Below are 21,907 nucleotides of genomic sequence, written 5' to 3'. Positions count from 1 at the left end.
CGACAGCGGTCTGCCGACGCGCCACCCCGGCAACCCCTCCGCGGGTTTCCAGCCGCTCGGCCCGACCGACCCGCAGTCCGATCCGAACCCGCCGGGTTCCGAAGCGGCGACGACCAGGTACCAGCGTCCGCTGCCCGACCCGCCCGCCGAACGTCCCCGCACGTCCGGCGATACCGGCGGATCGACGCCCGGACTGCCGCCACTGCCGGGGCCGCCGCCCACAGCGCAACGACCGCCACTGCCCGACGCACCGCGATCGGACGCACGGCTGCCCATTCCCGACGCACCGTCGACGGGCGAGCGCCCGCCGGTCGCCGAGACGCCGCCGTCCGCGCAGCGTCCGCCGGCTTCGGATTCATGGTCGGCAGCCCAGCAGTCACCGGACGCACCGGTGCGCCCCCAGCAGCCGCCGCTTCCGCACGCACCCGTACATCCTCAGCAGCCGCCGACTCCGAACTCGTCGACTGCTCAGCGGTCACCGGTTTCCGAAACACCGCCGACTCGACCACCGGTTCCCGACGCACCGCCGACCGCCCAACGACCGCCGCTTCCCGAGGCACCGTCACCAACTCGGGGGCCGACTCCCGACGCGCTGTCGACGCCCCCGCGGCCATCGATTCCCGAGGCGCCGCCTCAGGTGCCCGCTCCTGACGCACCCCTGAACGCCCAACGACCACCGGCTCCCGAAGCACCCTCATCAGTTCAGGGGCCGACTTCCGAGGCGCCGCAGAACTCGCGGCGACAGCCGATCCCCGATCCGCGGTCCACACCCCAGCGGCCACCGACTTCGGGCGCATGGCAGGCCACCGAACGACCGCCGGTCTCCGAGACACCCTCCACTGTCCAGCAACCGTCGGCTCCCGACGCATGGTCGGCAGCCCAGCGGTCGCCGGTCTCCGACGTACCGTCGACTCGATCGTCGGCTCCCGACGCGCTGTCGACACCCCAACAGCCATCGATCCCCGAGGCACCGTCGGCACCCCAGCGGCCATCCATTCCCCAGGCGCCGTCGACAGGTCAGGTACCGCCCGACGCACCGCTGAACGCCCAACGATCCCCGATCCCCGATCCGCCTGCGACAGGCCAGCAGCCACCGGCGGGGCCGCCGAACGCGGGGCGCGAATCCGTTCCCGACGTACGACGGGTTCCCGTCGCGCCGCCGAGTGACCAACGGCAGCCCATTTCGGAGGCAGCGCAGGCCGCTCCTCAGCGACCGCCGCTGCCTGGGCCGCCCACCGAATCCGGGGAGCGTCGGGGCGAAACTTCCGACAGCGGCGCCGCACCCGATACGGGGGCGGCGGGCGTGGAAACCCCCGCGGCCGTCGAGCGCGCCGCAAGTGAACTCGATGGTCCCCCACCGTGGTTGACCCCGCCCCGCGAAGGGCATGGTGCGGCGGAGGATTCGACCGGGACGCCGGGCACCGCGACCGGCCCCGCCGACGCGCGCGGTCCCGTGACGACGCCACCCGCGTCGGAGGCTCCCGCTTGGCTCGCACCGCCCGCGAGCACCTCTGCCGAACGCTCCGAACGTCCCTCGCCTCAGGGTGAATTCGGCCAGGGGGAACAGGGCCAGGACGCGCGGTACGGGCAGCCCGCCGAACGTCCCGGGTACGGACCGAATCCCACGTACGGCGACACCTCGTCGAACAGCGGTTCCACCGGTGAACAGCGACGACCCGAAACGCCGCACCCGTATGGCGATCGGGGGCCCGCGACCGGGCCGAACTTCGCCGCGCCGCCGTCCGCATCGGGCGACGATCGCGCCACCGGACACGGATCTCCGACTCCCCCGCAGGGTGTCGCCGCACCGGGAAGCGACCCGAGCGCGCACCCCGGATTCAACGCCACGCACGGATACGGACCGGGTACCCAGGGACCGCCCTCGGCCGGTAGGCCGCCGATCCCGGACTCGGCGTCGAGCGCCGTCGAGGATGCCGCGAATGCTCGTGGCCGCCACCGTCTCTCACCGCCCGAAGGTGTCGGCGGCGGGACCGATCACCGCGCACCGGTCAGCGATCAGCCCTCCCCCGGCATGGTCGGCCGCGACCCGAACGTCTTCGCGCAACAGCCCGCCGACCCTCGGGCCCCCGGCTGGCAGCAGCCGGTCGCGCAACCTCCGGCCGGGTATCCGAACGCGGCACCGGCCGGTTACGCGAACGCCCCCGCCACACCGGACCCGAACGCGTTCCGCCCGGCCCAGGAAGGGCAGGCCGCGCCTGCGTACGGACCGGGCAACCAGTTCCAGCAGGGCGGCGCACCCGCTCCTCCGCAGCAGCCGGATATGAATGCCCCGCAGTGGAATACCGGTGGCGGTGGATCGAGTTGGGGACAGGCGCAGCCTCCGACGGGTCCGCACGGACAAGGTCCGTCACTGGACGATGTGCCGCTGCGGCGGGCCAAACGCGCGACGGGCGGCGGATGGCGCAAGGCCGTGCACCATATGTCCGGCGGCGCGATCAACCCCGGCATGTCCGCGGAGGAACTGCGCCTCCAGGAGTTGGTGGCACGGATCAGGCAGCCGGTCCGCGGCGATTACCGCATCGCGGTGCTGTCGTTGAAGGGTGGCGTCGGCAAGACGACGACCACCATGGGCCTCGGCTCGATCTTCGCGTCCATCCGCGGTGACCGGGTGATCGCGGTGGACGCCAACCCCGACTTCGGCACGCTCTCGCAGCGGGTGTCGCTCCAGACCCGGTCCACCGTGCGCGACCTGCTGCTCGATCCGTCGATCGAACGCTATTCCGATGTGCGCAGACATACTTCGCAGGCGACCAGCCGCCTGGAGGTACTGGCCAGCGAACGGGATCCGGCGGCGTCGGAATCGTTCAACGACGAGGAATACCGGGCCGTCACCCGGATTCTGCAACGCTTCTACAACGTCATCCTGACCGACTGCGGCACCGGCCTCATGCATTCGGCCATGACGGGCGTGCTCGATCTGGCGCATTCGCTGGTGCTGGTCTCGTCCGCGGCGATCGACGGCGCGCGCAGCGCGGCGGCCACGCTGGACTGGCTGTCGCTGCACGGCCACGATCATCTGGTGCGCAATGCCGTCGTCGTCATCAATCTGCCGCGCGAGGGGTCGCCGAATGTCGGGGTGCAGCAGCTGCGCGAATACTTCCTCTCGCGCTGCCGCGCCGTCCACATCATCCCGTACGACCAGCACCTGTCCGAGGGCGCGGAGATCGATCTGCATCGACTGAGCAAACAGGCCAAACGCGCCTACGTGGAATTGTCGGCGACCGTCGCGGACGAGTTCGGCGTGGATCACCGCCGGTATCACTGACGTTCGGGCCGCCGTAGGCGGCACCGGACGGTCACCAGGCAGGCAGCCGCCTGCGGCCCGCGAGCACGTCGTGCACGAGATCGTCGTAGCCGTCCGCGAGTTCGGCCAGGTGGTACCACGCCGCGTGCAACTGCTCGTCGTTCGCGTCGAGCGTCTCCAAGGCGTGATGCGCGCGCACCGCGGACTGGGCGAGACGGTCGATCACCGCACCGACGGTTTCGGTGTGCAGGGTGGCACCGAGCCGATGCTGCGGTACCGCACGTAGCACCCAGTCGTCGATGGCCATCACCAATTCACCTCGCCGACAGTCGTTCTCGGAGATGGTGGCGGGATCGGAATCCACCGAACCACCGCGACCGACCCACCGGCGCTCGTGCAGCACCGCCAGATCACGTGCGAACCATAGCAGCGGGCCACCGACCACACGGTGGCCGCGGCACGCCCTCACTAGTACACCCGAAGACGGCAGTACGCCGAATGTCCCCGACTGCGCTGCCGGGTCGACACATCGCGATGCCTCGGGAACCGCTATCACGACCGTAGATGAATCCGAACCTGCCACGTTGCCTCGCCGTTCATAGCCGCACAACACCGGATCAGGACGTTCTCACAGTAAACCTCTGCCGGGACCTGTCAAGCACTACACGGACCCGTTAGCCCATTGTAATCAGTGCCGTTCTCCCGCGTGTGAGCTTTGCCCAGTGAACTCGCAGCACACGCTAAAGCGGTGGCAGGTGCGCGATCTGCACCATCTCCTGTCCTCGCGAACGCGATACCAGGACACCACGGCCCGGCGGCAACTTGGTCGGGCGCACATCGCCGATCAACTTTCCCTCGTCACGTGGCCCGCTCATGATCAGGGTGTCGACGGACATGTTCTTCAAAGTGCCGAGCACGCCGTCGAACAACGCCCGTGACACACCACCGATACGCCGCGTGATGATCAGGTGCAGGCCGACGTCGCGCGCCTGCGGCAGGTATTCCACCAGTGGCAGCAGCGGGTTGACGCCCGTCGCGACCATGTCGTAGTCGTCGACGACGAGATAGATCTCCGGCCCGGTCCACCAACTGCGCTCGCGCAACTGCCGCGGGGTGATATCGGAGCCGGGGATGCGCTGGGACATGTACTTGGCCAGACCGTTCAACATCGTCCCCGAGGTCTGCGACGAGGTGGAATAGCCGGCCAGATGGTCGTCGTCGACCAGGCCGAGCATGGTGCGTCGGTAGTCGATCAGGATGACCTTGGCCTGCTCCGGTGTCGAGTTCGCGACGACCCCCATGACGATATTGCGCAGCAGGGTGGTCTTGCCGCACTCGACGTCGGCGAAGGCCATGAAATGCGGCTCCGCGCCGAAATCGATGGTCCAGGGCTGCAATTCGCTCTCGCCGAGGCCGACGACGACCTTGGTCGGACCGGTTTCGACATCGCGCTCGGCCGCGATCGACAGCACATCGTCCCGGCCGATCTCCATCGGGAGCATGCGCACATCGGGAGCGCGGCGAGCGCCGTACATCCGCACGAGTTCCTTCTTGGCCAGGGCGACGCCGTCCGCGACGGTCGAGGCGTCGGCGCTGGAATCCAAACGCGGCAACGCGATCAGCATATGCAGTTGCTCGGGTGTCAGACCGCGGCCCGGCCTGCCCATCGGCACCAGGGCGGCGGTACGCCTTCCCATCTCGGAATCGGACGGGTCGCCCAGACGCAATTCGAGGCGGGTGGCGATCTGGTCCTTGATGGCCGGGCGGATCTCACCCCATCTCGAAGCGGTCAGGATCAGGTGGATGCCGTAGGACAGGCCCTGCGCCGCGATCGCGTTGACCTGCGGTTCCAGCACATCGAATTCCTCACGGACGGTGGCCCAGCCGTCGATCACGAGGAAGACGTCGCCGAACTGGTCGGCGGCGAGGGGGTCGCGCGCCGGATCCGCGGTCGTGCCGTTGATCATCCTGGCCTCGAAGGCCGAGAACTTGCGCCTGCGGAACTCGATCATGGACTCGATGCCGAGTTCGGTGAAACGCTCCTCACGCTGGCGCAGCAGGGTGGTCAGCTCGGCGAGCGTGCGGCGCACCCTGTCGCTGTCCAATCGACCGGCAACCGATCCGACGTGCGGGATTCCGGCCAGACCGGCGAGGCTGCCGCCGCCGAAATCCAAGCAGTAGAACTGCACCTGTTCGGGTGTGTGCGTCGCGGCCGCGGCCATCACGAGGGTGCGCACCGTCGTCGACTTGCCCGACTGAGGACCGCCGACGATCGCGACATTGCCTGCGGCACCGGCCAATTGGACGGTGAGCACATCGCGGCGCTGCTCATAGGGTTTGTCGATGATGCCGATCGGCATCCACAGCTGTCCGTGCCGGTTCACCGGCGAACGCCAATCCGGTTCCGGCAGCAGCATGTCCACACTCGGCGAGTCGTCGAGCGGCGGCAGCCACACCTCGTGCGCGGGGCGGCCGTGCCCGGTCAGCCGTTTCACGACGACTTCGAGCAGGGTATCCGGCAGACCCTCCTCGCCCGGTGACGGCGGCGGCGGAGGCAGTTCCGGTAGCCCGGAACGCGTGGTGGGCGCGGCCGCGGCGGTGTTCGATATCTCGACGGGAGCCGCGGTGAACGGCGTCAATCGCTGACCGCCGACCATCCGTCCGCCCACCTCGGTGGTGCCGCTCGGTGAGACGTAGGAACCGGAGACGTAGGTCGCGTTGAAGCGCAACGGATCGTCGGCGTCGCTCTTGAGATAGCCCGAACCCGGTACGCCCGGCAGGTGATAGGCGTCGGTGATACCGAGTACGGCGCGTGATTCGTTGGCGGAGAACGTGCGCAGGCCGATGCGATAGGACAGGTGCGAGTCCAGCCCGCGCAGTTTGTTCTCCTCCAGGCGCTGCGAGGCGAGCAGCAGGTGCACGTGCAGCGAGCGGCCGAGCCGCCCGATCATCACGAAGAGGTCGGCGAAATCCGGTTTCTGCGACAGCAGTTCGGAGAATTCGTCCACCACGACGAACAGCGCGGGCAACGGATCGAGCGCCGAACCCGCCGCACGGGCCTTCTCGTAGTCGGTCACATTGGCGAAATTGCCCGCCGAACGGAGCAGTTCCTGGCGACGGTTCATCTCACCGGCCAGCGCGTCCTTCATGCGGTCGACCATCGAGAGTTCTTCCTCGAGGTTGGTGATCACCGCCGCGACGTGCGGCAACGGCTCCAGACCGAGGAAGGTCGCACCGCCCTTGAAGTCGACCAGCACCAGATTCAGGGAATCCGGCGAGTGCGTGGTGACCATCGAAAGCACCAGGGTGCGCAGGAACTCCGACTTGCCGGAACCGGTCGCGCCGATGCACAACCCGTGCGGGCCCATGCCGTTCTCCGCTGACTCCTTGATATCGATCTCGACGGGTGTGCCGTCGGGCGTCACCCCGATCGGAACCCGGAGTCTCTCGCGTGCGGTTCGCGGGCGCCACACCTTCGTCGGATCGATCTGCGCGGCGTCGGAGATCTTGAGCAGCGCCATCAGACCCGGATCGGCGCGCATATCGTCACCGAGACTGACGATCTGGGCCGCGGTGGCGAGTCGATAGCGGGCCAGGTCACGGGCGAAGGATGCCGATTCGGCGATACTCACCTCGTCCGCGTGCGCGAATCTGTCGACGCCGGTGGCGCTCTTGGCGCTCACCTCCCCCTTCGAGACGACCAGTTGCAGACCGCGGCGCACCGCCAATCCGTTCTCCGGCGCGCTGAGATCCAGCACGGTGACCCCGTCGAGCCCGGATTCGCTGACCAGCCGTTCGGTGCCGTTGACGTAACCGTCGTCGATGACGACCACCAGGTGCAGACGCCCCTGCACGGGTTGGGGATTGCGCATGAAACGGCCGCGTTCGAGCAGTTCGTCGTTCAGCGCGGTCTCCAGCTCACCGAGCGAGCCGTACATCATCCGGGCCGATCCGATGCCGTCACGCACGACCGGATGTTGCAGGTGCGGTAGCCATTTCAGCCACGCCCAGTTCGGGGCGTCGGGATCGGCGCACACCACGGCGACCGCGACGTGGTCGGGCCCGTGGAAAGCGGTGAGTTCCATCAGCATCGAACGCACCAGGGTGCGCGACTGCTCCGGATCGCCGCCGACGTTGATCGCTGGGAACGCGCGCAACGAGACCGCGGTCGGCAACTCGTGCACCACCGAATGCGTGCGAACGAACCGGCGCAACGCCACGGTCGAGACCGGCTCCAGATCCTCCAGCGGGCCGGTCTCGGGGCGCGCGAGTTTCGTGGCCAAGCGGTGACTGCCGATACCCACCCTGATGTGTCCGAAATCCGGGTCGGTCGGCCTGCGCTCCCACATGCGTCTGGTGCCGATGACCGAGACCAGATCACGCGGCTCGGGATGACTCCAGCGCAGCGATTCGAGTTGTTTGCCGCCGGTCCTGCGGACGTCCTTGCGCATCTGGTCCAGGTAGCGGAAGTAGTCCTTGCGTTCCTCGTTGAGTTCGGGCGCGCTCTTGGAGGCACCGCCCCGATAGCCCATCATCATGCCGACCATCGACATGAGCATCATCATCGGGAACATCATCATCATGGGGTTGGCCAGCAGATTTCGGCCCATCATGGCCATCATCGCGATCATGCCGACGACGGCGACGACCATCACCACCGGCATCAGTTTCATCAGCAGTGGCGCGGGCAGCGGCCGGGGGATCTCCGGCGGCGGGCTCAACGTGACTTCGCCGCCGGGTGCTCGCGGCGGCGCGATGCGCGGGCGACGAACGAAACCTTCGGTAACCATGCGCTATCCCCCAGTGGGTTCGCGGTCGAGACGGTCGAGATCATCGAGATCGAGTTCACGGCGCGCGCGGAACGGAATCGACAGCGCCGCACCGATACCGAGAACCGCGAGACTGGTGATCGAACCGATGACCGCGATGCGGCGCGGCAGCGGGTCGGGACCGGGCGGCCTGGACGGCTCGGCCATCACCCGTGGCGAGTCCGCGCCGACCGCGACCGGCTGGTCGGGCAGTTCGGCGGTCAGCGCGGCCACCGGATCGATCAGGCCGTACCCCAGCGAGTCGTCACGTCCGGTACCCGGCGCGTGCGCGGTGCGGATCACCCGTTCGACGACCTGCGCGGCGGTGAGTTGGGGAAACCGGGACCGGACCAGGGCGACCACGCCGGAGACGTAGGGCGCGGCGAAGCTGGTGCCCTCGATCGGGCTGATGCCGTCGCTGGTCTGCACGCCGTCGACCAGGCCGGTGCCGCCCGGTTTGCTGTCCAGGGAGACGATCCGGCGGCCGATCGCGGCGGCGCGCACCCACGGACCGTGCAGCGACAGTTCCGAGACCATGCCGTTCGGGTCGATGGAGGCGACGGAGAGCACGTACGGGTCGAACCAGGCGGGACTGACCACCGTCTGCACCGCCGACCAGCCCGGCCGGTCGTTCTGGTTCTTGCACGCCCCTTCGGAATGCACGTTGCCCGCGGCCGCCACCACGACGACGTTGCGGTCGAACGCGTACTTCACCGCCGCGCCGAGGGCGCCGTCCTGGGGTGCGGCGCCCGCCGTCGAACACGCCACCTCGGAGATGTTGATGACGGTGGCCCCCATGTCCACGGCGCGCACGACCGCGCCCGCCAGGGTGAGGACATTGCCGTAGCCGGAGGTGGTGATGGCGCCCGGTTGCTCGCCCGCGCGGCGATCGGCGGCCTCGTAGGCCAGGCTGAGTTGGCGGATCGCGAGAATCTCCGCGGCGGGCGCGACACCGGCGAAGGCGTCGCCGCTGCTCGGCGCGGCGGCGATGATGCCCGCGACCAGGGTGCCGTGGCCGTCGCAGTCCACGGTGCCGTCGGTATCGGAGACGTAGTCACCGCCCGACTGGAGGGTGGGCAGACGCGGATGACGGTTCACGCCGGTATCGATGACCGCCACCCGCTGGCCCGCGCCGCGGCTGAACTCCCAGGCTGTCGGCAGATCGAGAACAGCTTGCGCCAGCGGCGGTTCCACCGGCGGGCCACCGGTGAGCAGCGGTTCGGCGCAGACCGATCGCTGTTCGGTCGGCTCCAGCGGCGCGGGCCTGCCGCTGATGGCCAGCGCGGCGCCGAGCGCGCCGTTGTCGACGGCGGGTGGACCGATCGCCGCGGCGGGAACCGGAACACCGAATGTCGCGGCGCCGAGCAGCGCCGCGACGCCCGCCGTCACGGCACAACGGCCCAGCCGCCCGGTCATAGGTTCAGGTTCCTCGCCATCGCGTAGATGCCGAGCAGCCACAGCGCGAGCGGGATGACCGCGCAGATCAGCAAATACTCGACGATCTCGCCGACACGCCTGACGACCGGAGTGATCTCGATATGGGGACCGATCACGCCGAACGCGACGGCGGCGGCGGCGAGTACCAACAGCAGGCCGCCCGAGAGCAGCCACATTCCGGAATGACCGAAGGCCAGCATGGTGAGCAACCCCGCGAGCACGCCCGTCCCAGCGACGATCAACGTGCCCGCCTGCACGAGATCGGCGTAGGACCGCCCGCGCAGGCAGAGCACGATCGCGCTGATCACCGCCAATGTCAGGCTCTGCCAGCGCAGTTGGCCCAGCGCGTCGGCGGTGCCGAGCGCACCGGCGCAGGCGACGATCGCGCTGCCGATCACCAGACCCGACTGGTACTGGTTGGCGGTACTCGCTCGTCGACCGAGTCCGGCGGCCGACGGCAGTGTCGTCGCGCCGATCGCGCCGATTCCCTCGATGGTCGGGCGCTGTTCGTGATCGGCGGGATCGATCGCCGCACCGGCGGTCGGCACCGGCGGCACCGGCAGGCGCGCGGCGACGGCGGCGAGCCGGGGAATCATCGACAGCAGAATGATCGCGCCGACCAACAGCCCGACCGCGATCCTCGGCAGCGCGGGCTCCCACACCATCCGCACCAGCGCCGCGATACCGCCGAACAGCGCGAGCGTCACCGCGGCCGCGCACAGTGTCGCGCCGACACCGACGGCCCGGTACAACCCGACGGCGATCACCAGGCTCACCGCACAGCCGAGCATCAGATGCGGACTGCCCAGCTCGCCGGGCACGAAAAGCGCCGCGCCACCGAAGAACAGCAGCAGAGCGGTCAGCGACAGCCACAGCGCGCTCCGACCGTCTCCGTATCTGCGCGCCGCGATGATCGCGGCGACGGCCGCGGCAATACCGGCACCGGTCGCGGGGAAGGCCGCGCCGATACCGGCGCCGTCGGATCGGCCGAGCGCGAACAGGATCAGCGCGATCAGCGCGATCGTCACGCAGGCGGCCAAGCCGGTCCAGCGCGCCGACCTCGGTGACCAACTGTGATGATCCTCGGCCGTCAGCCGTGACACCGCGTCGATGACGTCATCGAACAGCGCGGGCGACTCCTTGGCCGTCACCGACCGCAGCACCAGCAGTTCGCCGTCGTATACCTCGGCCTCGGTGAGGGTTCGGCTCGGCGGGATGGCGTCGCGACCGAGTCTGGCCAATGTCCAATGTTTGGTCTCGAGCGGCGCCCCACCGTCGTCGCTGTCCACCGGATCCGGGTTGCGGGATTCGATCAGTCGTACGAGATCGGACATGAACGAAGCGATCGGCACGGTCGCGGGCAGTCCGATATCCATCTGCGTATTGCCGCCGATCACGGATACGCGACACAGTTCGGGTTCAGCGGCTACCGCGCCGCTGCTCGGCGATTCGGTCAATTGCGCGAAGACCTCGGTTCCCTGGCGAACATTCCCGACCAACACTCGATCCGGGCCCCCCGCGCCGTTCCCCGCTGCCGCGCGAGCGGTGCGATTCGCGGGGTGCGGCGGACCGACAGCTAAATCTAATGCATCGAACAGACATACAGCACGCCAACGGTACACTGACTCAAATATGAACGCAGGCAATATCACTGGTGAACAACTCGGAGACCGGTTCCGATGAGCGGTAACAGGCAGGCACAGCGTGCGTTCGACGCGGGCGTGCTCTCGTTGGGGCTGACGATCGATGGTCAGGAATCGACCCGCGACCTCGAGTACGCCAAGTTGGCGTTCCAACGTGCCACCGAATGGGATCCGACGATGTGCGACGCGTGGCTCGGACGCGCCGCCGCGGGCGAGTTGACCGCCGAGGTATTGCACAACCTGCACAAGACCAGCACGACAACCCTTTTCCGTGAGCAGCGCCGCCTCGGACTCGCGCCGCGCGCGCTGTCGGGCCGCTTCGTCTCCGGTCTGTACATCGACTACCCGTTGGCGAGTTATACCGAGATCTGGTTGGCCACGGCCGCGCAGCTCATCTCGGAGCGGGAATACGACGACGCCGAGAAGGTACTCGACGAACTCGCCGAACACCGTCGGCGCCGGGTCTCGCCGGACGAACGGGTCGCCGACGATCGGATCAGCGCCTACATCCGCGGTGTACTGCATTTCAATACGCAGCGCTGGCCCGATGTGATGGCCGTGCTCACCGGTTCCGCCGAGTGGGACGATCCGTACCTGGCGGCGGGCGCGCACGTGATGGTCGGAACCGCGTGCGCCCAACTCGGATTGTTCGGCGAGGCCATCCGCCGGATGGAACAGGCCGAGGCGGGTCCGATCCCGGCGGCGCACAACACCGCGATGTTCTGCCGCGGCCTGTGCCTGCGCGAGACCGGCGAAGAGGACAAGGCCCAGGCGCTGTTCGAGAAGGTCTATTCACAGGCGCCGGATTTCGCGGCCAATATCGCCGCCATGCGCGATCGCACCTACCGCCTCACGGTGAGTACGGCGGAGTCGATCGACGCACGCACCGACAAGTGGGATCCGGCCTCGGCGCCGTCGGCCGAACAGATGCGCAGTGCCGACACCGAGGACCGCGCCAAACGCATCCTGTCCCAGGCGCGGGCCGAACTCGACCTCCAGATCGGTTTGGCGGCGGTGAAGACCCAGGTCGCCAAGTTGCAGGCCACCGCGCAACTGGCGAAGATCCGGGCCGAGAAGGGTATGGCCAGCGTGCCGCGCGGAAACCACCTCGCCTTCACCGGCCCGCCCGGCACCGGCAAGACCACCATCGCCCGGGTGGTCGCCAAGATCTATTGCGGTGTCGGCCTGTTGAAGACCGACAAGGTCGTCGAGGCCAAACGAATGGATTTCGTCGGCCAGCACCTCGGGAGCACGGCGATCAAGACGGACAAGCTGATCGATACCGCGATGGACGGGGTGCTGTTCATCGACGAGGCGTACACGCTGATCCAGACCGGCCTGTCCGGCGGTGACGCGTTCGGGCGCGAAGCGGTCGACACACTGCTGGCGAGAATCGAGAACGACCGGGACCGGCTGGTCGTGATCATCGCCGGATACGACGGCGAGATCGATCGGTTGCTGGCCGCCAACGACGGTCTGGCCTCCCGTTTCGCCAAACGTCTACAGTTTCCCTCCTACACGGCGCCCGAACTCGGACAGATCGCCGAACTCATCGCGAGCACACGGGATTCGGAACTCTCCGAGGAGGCGCGCGCCCTGCTCGAGGCGGCCTGCGAAAGGCTCTACAACTCCGAACGGGTCGACCAGAACGGACAGCCGAGGCGCGGTATCGACCTGGCGGGCAACGGCCGGTTCGTGCGCAACGTCATCGAGTCGGCCGAGGAGGAACGCGAATTCCGGCTGGCCAACGACGATTCCCTCGACCTGAGCGAGGTCGACGACTCGGTGCTGATGCGTATCGAGGCCGACGATATGCGGGCCGCGCTCAGCGGGGTGCTCTCCTCCCTCGGAGTGCCGAACTAGGCGCTCAACGGCTGGTCGGCAGCACGTCGTGCTCGACGAGCGCGTCCGCGGCGGAAAGCGTAGGGCCGGGCACCAATTGGCCGATGATCGCCCACGGCGCCAGGCGCGGCGCGTCACCGACACCGAGCACCGCCGCGGTCTCGAGATCGGGGATGCCGTAGCGCACCCCGTTGTCGGCGACGTAGAACAGGCTGCCCCGGCGCGGACTGCCCGGATCCATCGCGGTCACCTGGACGAATTCGCCCGAGGACGGCCGCAGATAGGCGGTGTCGACCCGGTCGCCCGCGCCGTCCGAGGTCGCGAGGGTGACCGGTACGGCCGATTCCGGTATCGGCGACCTGCTCCCCGCAAGCAGGGTCACCGTCGCGCGATCCGCGCTGCCTTCCGCGCTGGAATCGCGTGCCGGATTCGTCCTGCCCCACGAAACGCACGTCACCGGGGCATCCTCGGCGGACACGATCCGAGGCGCGACGGCGGGAAAGTGATCGACGGGAAGTTCGGTGACAAGAGGGATTCCGGAGAGCGCATCCGGCGGCAGTGGCTTGATCCGGCTCATGCCCTGCGAATCGGCGATCCGGATCACGTCGGCGGTGAACGCGCTGATCCGCTGCACGCCGCCCGTGAGCACCACGTAGAGATCGCCCGGATCCGAATCGGCGCCGCCGATCGAAATGACGCCCCCGACCGGGACATCGGACAGACGACCCGGTCCCGGCGTTCCCGCCGACGGGATGCGCGGCGCGACGAGCGGCGGCACGGCCGCTGCCGCGTCGAGCAGTCCGGCGCCGACGGGACGCGGCCGAGCCCCGGACAGACCGAGCGCCCTGGTGATCACCGAATCCGCGCGGTCGAGTACCGCGCGTTTGCCGTCGTAGAGCAGATAGGTCTGCTCGGCACGCCGCACCAGTACCGCTTCGTCCGCGCCCAGCGGGTGGACGCGCTCGTTCACCTGGGGCCGACCCGCGATCACCGTGGTCCGCACACCCGAGGCCGAGGCAGCGCTTCCGGTGATCGACAACTCGACCGTGTCGCAGATACTCCAGTCGGAGCGACCACCCTGCGTCGAGCCGGGCAGCGCGGACGGCGCACCCGGGATGCCGAGCATCGGCCCGCGCGGCTCGGCCGCCAGTTTGCTGTCCTTGACCGAATGCGGTGACTCGCTGCTGCCCGTGATCAACCGGGCGGAGGCGAGATTGAGTACCGGATGCAGCGTGCGTTCACCGGAGTCGCGCTCCACCACCACGTAGAGCGCGCCGCTGTCCTTACCCATCACGATCAGCGAATCACCGATGGCGCCCTGGGGACGCAGGAAGGCCATGATCGCCGCTCCCGCGATCACCAGCAGTCCGAGTACCGCGCCGACCCAGAGCGAACGTGTCTGGGAACGCATGGGATCGTGCAGCATCCGCACATCGCGGCGCACGAGCGCGTGGTCGAGCCGGTGCAACAGGAAGCGGTATCCGTTGACCTGAGCCTTCGTCGTCAGCTGGGCAGGCACGTGGACTCCATACGAATACTCCGAGGCCGGTTGTCCGGCAATTCTTTACAGTATCGGCCGTCCCGCCGGTGTCAATGCGCGCGACGAGCCGCGCTCGACCGCACGCGCGGGCGGGCGGCGACGGGTAGGCTGATCACGAAAGTCGCGGCTGGGACGCGTGATCCGATGCGTGTCGTAGCCGATCATCGTGGACGAGGCTGTGAACGAACCGAATTCCGAATCCGTGCCCGCGCGCGAGCGCGCGGACGACAGAGCCCCGATGAGCACCGTGCTTCGCGATCCGGAAATCTGGTTGTTCCGCCATATCCCGTTGCACTACATGATCGCCCTGCTGTTGTTCGCCGCGACGGCGGCGTGGGTCGCCACGGCATTCGCCGCGCCCGCCCTCGTGATCGCGATCGTGGCCGTGTTCGCGCTGGCGGCGGGCGCGGCGCCGGTCCGGCGACGGCACCCGCACAACCTGGTGGGGATGATCGCGCGGGCGGCCGCCTATCGCGGGCGGCGCGCCCGCCCGGACCGGCTCGCGACCAGCGACGAGACCGTCGACGTGCCGCTGACCGAGGGCGGCAGTTACGGCGTGCGCTGGGAGGGCGGACTACTCATCACGATGATGCGGATCGACCCGCCACCGGATGCCCTCACGCTGTTGCGCCGGGGCGAGGTGAGCACCGACCAGGTGCTGCCGTTGACCGAGATAGGGAAATGCCTGAGCCAGTTCGATATCCGACTGGCCTCGATCGACGTGATCAGCACCGGCGCCCGCACCGCGAGCAACGGTGTCGTGGCTCGCCTGTACGACAGCATCATCGGCCCGCTGCCCGCGATCGCGCATCTCACGGTGTGGCTGGTGCTGCGTCTGGATCCGCTCGCCAACGCCCGCGCGATCGACAATCGCGGCGGTGAGGCGACCGGCACGCTGCGCACCGCGATCATCGCGACCCGCAGGGTGGCCAATCGCCTCGCCGTCCGGGATATCTCGACCTCGGTGCTCACCGCGAGCGAGATGAACGCCGCGATGCGGGTACTCACCCGCGGTGTCGCGCTGGAGGGGTTCGAGGAGACTCCGCGCTCACTCGTCCACGACGGTGTGCACCTGACCAGTTACGCGATCGGACCGGAACTCGTCGGTTCGCGCGGTTTCGCCGACATCTGGGCCACACCGAGCCTGAACACCACGGTCACCGTGCGATTGCGCCCCGATCGGCGACGCGGTGCCGACCTGCCGGGCGGTATGCCGTCGATCACCCTGGCCGCGCTCGCGCGCTTCGACACCGAGGCCGAACCCGCGGGACCGCCGGTGGCCGGGCTGCGCGCACTGCCAGGTCAACAGTTCCGCGCCCTTCTCGACACGCTGCCCATCCGGTCGAGCGGACACGACGAGGCGGGCGACTACTGCGGCCCGCTCGACGCGCTCGACGGCATCGCCCTGCCGACCGCCGGTTGTGGACAGCTGATCGGGGCCGATCGACTCGGGCAGGGCATCGCCGTACCGCTGATCGGTGAGGGCACCCGCCACCTCGAGGTGATCGGCAAACTCGATCTGGCCCAGCAGGTACTCCTGCGCGCGATCGCGCTCGGCGCGCACGTCGTGGTCCACACCTACCGACCGGAGAACTGGCATTCGATGGTCGTCAATGTCGGTGACCCGTACGCGCTCTCACTGGCTCCGCGTTTCGCAGGCGGACAGGTGCCGGCCGCCCCCGCCGCGGCGACGCCGGGCCCGACTCCGACGACCACCGTCATCGTCTTCGACGGCGTGGCGCCCACGGCGCAGACCGGCGGCGCGACCATCGTGCACGTACGCGCCCCGAACGCGCCCGCGATCGAGCCTGCCGCGGACGTCGTGCTGATCCAGGACCCCGCCGCGCCGAATTCCATCACGGTGCGCACCTCCAGCGCGGATACGACCGTCACGATGGTGACGACACCGGACGAGATGCGCTACATCGGCGAATCACTGGTCGCGGCACGCTGATCGGCGCCGAACCCGTCAGGTCCGCGCCCATCGGACAGCCGGTCGAAGCCCTGGCCTCGACCGGCCGTCACGGCCACGGCCCCATCAGGCGCCGAAGCCGTCGCCGATCGTCTTGTCGGTCTGGAACGCGCGAACCAGCGCGTTGTCGACCGCGGTGGCCATCTTGTTCAGGAGCGTGAGCGCTTCCTGGTATTCGGTGTCCCATTTGCCCTTGGCCGTGTTGAAACCGTCCAGGCCCGAACCCTCCCAGGCGGCGTTCAGATTCGTCGCCGCGCTGTTCATGTTCTCGGCCTCTTGCACGAGCTTCGTGTAGTTCGTGTGCAGGCTGTCGTACAACTGGGTGATGGCTGCTTCGTCGTAGAGCATCAGCTGTGTCCTTCGTCGGTAGTGCGCTGGGTGCGATCGGAGGGGTCAGGCGAGGCGGAGTCCGCCGAAATCGTCACTGCCCTCTTGATCGATCGCCTGGAACTGGACCGTGCCGCGGCCGACATGGCCCTCGATCTCGCTCAACACCGCGTTGAGGTCGTCGTTCTGGGCGTTCCATTCGGCGGCCGCGGTCTGGAACGCCGCCGAGGCGTCGCCCTGCCATCCCGCCTTCGCCGTGTCGACCGCCTCGTCGAGGGCGGCCAGGGTGCGTTGGATCGCGTCGACCGCGTCGGCCATCGCGGTCTGCGCCCTCTGCGCCTCTGCGTGTTCTGCCTTCAAAACCATGATTGCGTTCCTTCCGGGTATCTGTTGTGGTGGCGGGTGACGGCGAATCCATCACCCGAGTCGGAGACGATTACTGCGGCAGCCACCTCCTCCCGGGCAACATGTCGATCAGCCCGGAAATCACCTGTGCGACACGGTGATCGGTGCCCGGTGTGACGGTGGACCAGATCTGCCCGTCCGGTGCCGCGTCGGGGGCGACCACGATTCGGCCGCGACCGGTCTCGTACACCACAGCCGCGCACGGCGGCCGCGTGGTGACGCCGTCGTCGTGGGCGTAGGCGACGATCTCGGCGTAGGCGTGGCAGGACTCGAAGGCGAGCCCGTAGCGGGGGGCGTCGCTCGCGTCGACGCCGAGAGCGTAGACGGCGTCGGTGTATTCGGCCGCGGTTCGTGCCGTCGACAATCGCTCGGCGAGGTCGGACGCGAGCGCGGTGAAGGCGGCGATATCGGCGGGCTCACCGCGCCCGAGCGCGCGCAGCAGCGCCGCCACGAAGGCGGAGCCGGACCCGTCGGACCAGACCGTGCCGATATCGAGTTCGTCACCGGACCTCAGGGCCAGTGCGTGCCGCCCGGACCGACCGACCAGGCAGAGCTGGATCGGACCGCCTTCGCGACGGTGGATCCGCGCGACCAGTTCGCGATCGGGTTTGGCCAGGACGTGCATGGCGTCGGCCAGATCGGATTCGACCTCGCCGTAGCCATCGATCACACCGCGACCGGTCAGCTCGGTGACGGCGGCGTGCTGGGCCGCGGTCCACTCGTCGTAGGTCGGCCGACTCGGGCCGATCGCCAGGACCAGTGGCATGGTCTGGATGCCGAGCCGTTCCGCGACGGCGAGGACACCGTCGTTGGTCAGCGTCGTCATACGCCACCTCCGGCGGTCCCCCGGTTCTGTGGCACCGCGGCGGGTTCGGGAGCGCCGAGGACGGCGGGGCCCGCCACGATGCCCGGTTCGGATCCGAGGGCGTCGCCCACCGCGGACACACCGGCGTGCGGTTCGTATTCCTGGTCCTGCCCGGCGCCCGCAGCGCCGATCGCCCCCGGCACCAACGGAATCGAGGAACCGGGCGCGGCGACCGGCGCGACCGTGGCGGCGGTCCGGGTGACCGTCTCGGTCTCCGACGACTGCGCGAGAACCGGGGCCTGGTAGGCGGTCTTCACCCTCGGGATCGCGCCGAGGCCGAAACCCGCGGGCCGGATAGCCGCGGCGACGGCTGCCGTCGAGCCGACCGCGGGCATCGCCGCCGCCTGCCCGGACTGCTCGGCTTCGAGGGCGACGGGGGAAACGAGCACGGGCGGTTCCCGCTGTTCCCACGGCATCGCCAGCGGTTCGGTCGCCGACTCGTAGGCCCGCATCACCCGCGACGCCGCCGCTTTGGCGACGTCGGAATCCGCGTCCGTGTGCGCCGACACCGCGTGGATGGGTGCGCCGAGACCCGCGGTGAAGGTCTCCAACAGCATTTTCGCCTGCGCCAGCACCGCGAGCTCGCCGCTGTCGGGCATCGCGAGCCGCGCGACCTCGTACGCCGCGGCCTGGGTCTGCGCCTTGACCGCGTGCTCGGCGGCCGCGCCCGCCGCTTCCACGAGCCAGTCCCGCAGTCCGCTCACCCGGTCGATCACCTCCCGGCTGGTGGTGGACTGCCACGCGCCGCGCAGGCTCGTCATGACAAGTTCGTACTCGACCACCGCGGCGCCGAAACTCTCGGCGAGCCTGCCCCACGCCGTGCCCGCCTCCGCCAGCGGCACCGCGCCGGGACCCGTGGTGAGTTCGGCTGCCATCCGTTCCGGCTCCATGGCCTCCCAGACGACGCCGGTGAACCCTGGCGGCGGCGGTTCGATCATCCCTGTGCTCCGTATCGGGCTGTTCGGGCCTCAGCCGATGCCGAATCCGGCACGGCCGAGATCGGTGGCGTTCTCACCTTCGACCCGCCCGAATCCCTCGATCTGACCGCGCAACACCGCGGCCAGCCTGCGTAGTTCGAGAATTCCTTCCGCGGCGTTGCCGGTGTAGTTCGCCGCGACCTGGTTCATCGTCTGCGCGGCGTGCCGCGACACCGCGTCCAGACCGGCGGGCTCGACGGCCAAGGCGGGCTCGTTGTCCCGCAACCAGTGCTCGAGCCGATCTGCCAGCCCGTCGAGCCTGCTCGCGGCTTCGCGCGCGGCCACCGGGTCGAACTGGACTCCTTCGAAATCCACTCCTGCGCGAACCATGCCGAACCTCCTGATCAGAGCGTGAGATCTTTATCGGGCGGTGCCTGTGCGGACGCCTGCTCGGTCGCGCCGACCACCGGCAACGAGGCGCCATCGATATCGCCGACCACTTCGTCGCCGTGTTGTGCGTTGACCAGGAACCCGGGCACGTCACCGCCGTCACCGGTACCGCGGGCTCCGGCCGCGAGACCGGCGCCGCCGCCCATCGGCATCATGCCGCCGGGACTGCTGCCCGCCACGGTGCCCGAGGTGCGGGCCGCGGCGGGCGCGGCCGCCGGATCGGTGCCGAAACCGCCTGTCCCGGTGGACGGCATCGCGGCGGTCTTCGTCCCGCTGTACGGGTTCAGGGACGCCGAGGCGGGCGCGCCGGCCACATAGCCACCGATGCCGCCGCCACCTCCGCCACCACCCGAGGTCCGCCCCTGCGCGCCGTCGGTTCCCTCGCCGTCGACGCCCGCGCCGTCATCGGCAGCGGCGTCCTTCGCCTTCGGCGGCGCGAGCAGGCCGGTGTCGGCGGCAGCGAGCCTGGTCAGGCTCTGCGCCCCCTGACCCGCCATCGTCATCATCGGCGCGAGCATCTGGAGCAGTTGCATGACCTGCTGCGCGGAGTCGACCCCCTTCGGGGCATCGGTGATATCCACCTTCTGACCCGCCTCCGTCATATTCGCCGAGTGGACGGTCAGCTCCGCCCTGGTCTTCGTGACCACCGCGAGCGCTTCGCTGACCGCCTCGGTCGTCGCGGCCACCATGAACAACTGCCCACCGGGTGTCGCCAGCAGCGGCGCGGCCACCGCCATCGAGGTGACGTACTTGGTGATGACCGTCGACATCGATCCGGCGCCGACCGCGACCGAGGCCGCACCGCCGACGACGACGCCCTTCTCACTCGTGCTCTGCGCGGCGAGTTCGGCCCCGTCCTGCTGGGCCTGTCCTGCCTTCTCGGCCGCCGCGGCGGCCCCCATTCCCTGCCAGAGGGTCATGACGGCCTGCAACGCGGTGCCGCTCAATGTCATCGCGGTCTGCAACGCCGTGCTTATTCCGGTGAGTACCTGGGTGGGGTCGGCCCCTGAACCCGCCACGGTATCCAGCGCACCGGTGCCGAAGGCGGCGGCCATATCGGTCAGCGGGCGCGCGAGGGCCGCGATATCGATCACGGGTAACGGCGGCAATTCCGGAAGGGGCGGCAGCGCCGAGGGATCCGGTAGCCCGGGCAGTCCCATATCACGCAGGATGTCGTTCACGGGCCGGTCGATATGCGGGGCGAGCACGCTGCCCCGCAGAAGATCCAGAACCGTGGGATCGACCGGCGGATTCATGGGAGACCGTATGCCGCCGTATCGAATTCGGCGACCGAGGTCGCCTCCGAGGTTTCGTAGGCGATGGCACTCTGGGTCGCGGTCATCGCGGTGGCGGCGTGCACGGCCGCCAACTCCAGTACCGAGGAAACGTGATTGGCCTGCGCGTGCGCGAACGCGAACAGGAATTCCTGGCCGATCAGGCCGAAGACGGGCACCACCGCCGCCATCGTCGCGGCTTGGTCGACCGTTCCCGCGGTAGCGACGCCGGTCGCCATCGACACGGCCGCCTCCGCGTATCCGCGGATGGCATCGGGTGCAGCTACGAGGTCGCTCATCAGTATTCCCCGTTGTTGTCACAGAGTTGAACGCAGCCCTACCGGACATGGACCACTCGACCAACATAGCACCAATACCGCTGCCATAGTAGACCTTTCGCATAGCGGCTGAAACTGATTCCGTCAAGGGATGTGACATGAATGTGCCATGAACCGACCGGCGCGAACGATCTCTACTCGGTCACTTCGGCGTTGAAGGCGGCGACCAGTTCCGCCCGGCGCGCGAACGCCGCCCCGGCCGCCGCGGTCGCCGTCGAGACGAGGCGTTCCTCGAACTCCTCCGGCGTCAGCGTGGAGATGGACTGTCCGAAAGCGAGATTCAACAACGCCCCGTTTCCGTCCACCTCGACCGTCACCGCACCGTCCGCCGACGTCGCGTCCCCGCGCACGCCCGACATATCGTCGACGAGGTCACGCATTCGGAACAGCCGCCTGCGCACGCTCGCTTCCAGCTCATCCATCGACTCGAACACGAACTCTCCCCTCCCGCGGCGGGTTCCACCTCGACGATCACACTTCGCGCAGCCAGCTACGCGGCTCCACGTCGTATTCTTCCTCCTGCGCGACGTCGCGGGAATACACCTCTTCTGGGGTCGGCAGGCCGAGCAGGGCCAGCATGTCGCCGCGTAATCCGGCCGCTTCCAACTGTTCGCGCCGAGCCAGCCCCGCCCGATCCGCCGACTGTCTGCACAACCGCAGGACCTGGGCCGCGAGCGCGTCCGGATCCCCACCGAGTTTCGCCGATTCGATCGAGATGCCACGCGGCAGACCGAGTTCGGTCGTTCGCACGGTGATCGAGCCGTCCGGCGAGGACGCGCTCCATTCGGGCAGCACCGGCTGCTCGTCGTCGCTCATCGAACCTC

General features: G+C 68.9%; 17 protein-coding genes and 1 pseudogene. 3 read left to right on the top strand and 15 right to left on the bottom strand.

Annotated elements, in window-relative coordinates; genetic code table 11:
• Window positions 1-276, bottom strand: a pseudogene (locus JZ792_RS17160) (hypothetical protein); the annotation flags it as partial.
• Window positions 277-1,303: 1,027 nt separating this feature from the next.
• On the opposite strand from JZ792_RS17160, the gene JZ792_RS42970 reads away from it, so the two are divergent.
• Complete coding sequence (locus JZ792_RS42970) at window positions 1,304-3,286, top strand: MinD/ParA family ATP-binding protein (protein ID WP_308165333.1); 1,983 nt, start codon at window positions 1,304-1,306, stop codon at window positions 3,284-3,286.
• Window positions 3,287-3,317: 31 nt separating this feature from the next.
• Here the strand turns inward: JZ792_RS42970 and JZ792_RS42965 are convergent, their stop codons facing one another.
• From JZ792_RS42965 to eccD, 4 genes are all read right to left on the bottom strand, one after another.
• On the bottom strand, window positions 3,318-3,629 hold the full coding sequence (locus tag JZ792_RS42965; RefSeq protein ID WP_308165332.1) for a DUF4254 domain-containing protein: 312 nt from the start codon (window positions 3,627-3,629) through the stop codon (window positions 3,318-3,320).
• A gap of 376 nt (window positions 3,630-4,005) precedes the next feature.
• Entirely contained in the window at window positions 4,006-8,055 is a 4,050-nt protein-coding gene (gene eccCa / locus JZ792_RS17145; protein ID WP_216911469.1) for a type VII secretion protein EccCa, read from the bottom strand.
• Window positions 8,056-8,058: 3 nt separating this feature from the next.
• Entirely contained in the window at window positions 8,059-9,489 is a 1,431-nt protein-coding gene (mycP, locus tag JZ792_RS17140; protein ID WP_216911468.1) for a type VII secretion-associated serine protease mycosin, read from the bottom strand.
• Entirely contained in the window at window positions 9,486-11,009 is a 1,524-nt protein-coding gene (eccD, locus tag JZ792_RS17135) for a type VII secretion integral membrane protein EccD (protein WP_254189938.1), read from the bottom strand. Before eccD ends, mycP begins: the two co-directional genes overlap by 4 nt.
• 180 nt (window positions 11,010-11,189) lie before the next feature.
• Here eccD and eccA point away from each other — a divergent pair, with 180 nt between their 5' ends.
• Window positions 11,190-13,016 (top strand): type VII secretion AAA-ATPase EccA, encoded by a 1,827-nt coding sequence (eccA, locus tag JZ792_RS17130; RefSeq protein ID WP_216911467.1) that lies wholly within the window; start codon window positions 11,190-11,192, stop codon window positions 13,014-13,016.
• Window positions 13,017-13,020: 4 nt separating this feature from the next.
• On the opposite strand, the gene eccB is transcribed toward eccA, so the two are convergent.
• A complete protein-coding gene (gene eccB, locus JZ792_RS17125) occupies window positions 13,021-14,514 on the bottom strand; it encodes a type VII secretion protein EccB (protein WP_216911466.1) in 1,494 nt (497 codons plus the stop codon).
• A gap of 259 nt (window positions 14,515-14,773) precedes the next feature.
• Between eccB and eccE the strand changes: the two genes are divergently transcribed.
• Window positions 14,774-16,489: a type VII secretion protein EccE gene (gene eccE, locus JZ792_RS17120; RefSeq protein ID WP_254189937.1), complete on the top strand. Its 1,716-nt coding sequence runs from the start codon at window positions 14,774-14,776 to the stop codon at window positions 16,487-16,489.
• 84 nt (window positions 16,490-16,573) lie between these two features.
• Here eccE and JZ792_RS17115 read toward each other — a convergent pair whose 3' ends face one another.
• From JZ792_RS17115 to JZ792_RS17075, 9 genes are all read right to left on the bottom strand, one after another.
• Window positions 16,574-16,855, bottom strand: a complete 282-nt coding sequence (locus JZ792_RS17115; RefSeq protein ID WP_216911464.1) for a WXG100 family type VII secretion target — start codon at window positions 16,853-16,855, stop codon at window positions 16,574-16,576.
• A 45-nt stretch (window positions 16,856-16,900) separates the two neighbouring features.
• Entirely contained in the window at window positions 16,901-17,200 is a 300-nt protein-coding gene (locus JZ792_RS17110) for a WXG100 family type VII secretion target (RefSeq protein ID WP_216911463.1), read from the bottom strand.
• Between the two features lie 70 nt (window positions 17,201-17,270).
• Entirely contained in the window at window positions 17,271-18,065 is a 795-nt protein-coding gene (locus JZ792_RS17105) for an ESX secretion-associated protein EspG (protein ID WP_216911462.1), read from the bottom strand.
• Complete coding sequence (locus JZ792_RS17100) at window positions 18,062-19,042, bottom strand: PPE family protein (protein WP_216911461.1); 981 nt, start codon at window positions 19,040-19,042, stop codon at window positions 18,062-18,064. The genes JZ792_RS17105 and JZ792_RS17100 overlap by 4 nt, the downstream gene beginning before the upstream one ends.
• Before the next feature lie 30 nt (window positions 19,043-19,072).
• A complete protein-coding gene (locus tag JZ792_RS17095; protein WP_216911460.1) occupies window positions 19,073-19,411 on the bottom strand; it encodes a PE domain-containing protein in 339 nt (112 codons plus the stop codon).
• 14 nt (window positions 19,412-19,425) lie between these two features.
• Window positions 19,426-20,727 (bottom strand): hypothetical protein, encoded by a 1,302-nt coding sequence (locus JZ792_RS17090; protein ID WP_216911459.1) that lies wholly within the window; start codon window positions 20,725-20,727, stop codon window positions 19,426-19,428.
• Complete coding sequence (locus JZ792_RS17085) at window positions 20,724-21,044, bottom strand: type VII secretion target (RefSeq protein WP_216911458.1); 321 nt, start codon at window positions 21,042-21,044, stop codon at window positions 20,724-20,726. The genes JZ792_RS17090 and JZ792_RS17085 overlap by 4 nt, the downstream gene beginning before the upstream one ends.
• 173 nt (window positions 21,045-21,217) lie before the next feature.
• The gene (locus tag JZ792_RS17080) at window positions 21,218-21,517 is read right to left on the bottom strand and encodes a YbaB/EbfC family nucleoid-associated protein (protein WP_216911457.1); all 300 of its coding nucleotides are present in this window, start codon (window positions 21,515-21,517) and stop codon (window positions 21,218-21,220) included.
• 37 nt (window positions 21,518-21,554) lie between these two features.
• Window positions 21,555-21,899, bottom strand: coding sequence for a hypothetical protein (locus tag JZ792_RS17075; RefSeq protein ID WP_216911456.1), 345 nt, complete (start codon window positions 21,897-21,899; stop codon window positions 21,555-21,557).
• Window positions 21,900-21,907 lie beyond the last annotated feature (8 nt).

It is taken from the genome of Nocardia noduli, from assembly GCF_019038455.1.
GTDB classification, from domain to species: domain Bacteria; phylum Actinomycetota; class Actinomycetes; order Mycobacteriales; family Mycobacteriaceae; genus Nocardia; species Nocardia noduli.
The sequence above is the reverse complement of the archived record's forward strand: the minus strand, read 5'-3'. Positions and strand labels throughout refer to the sequence as shown.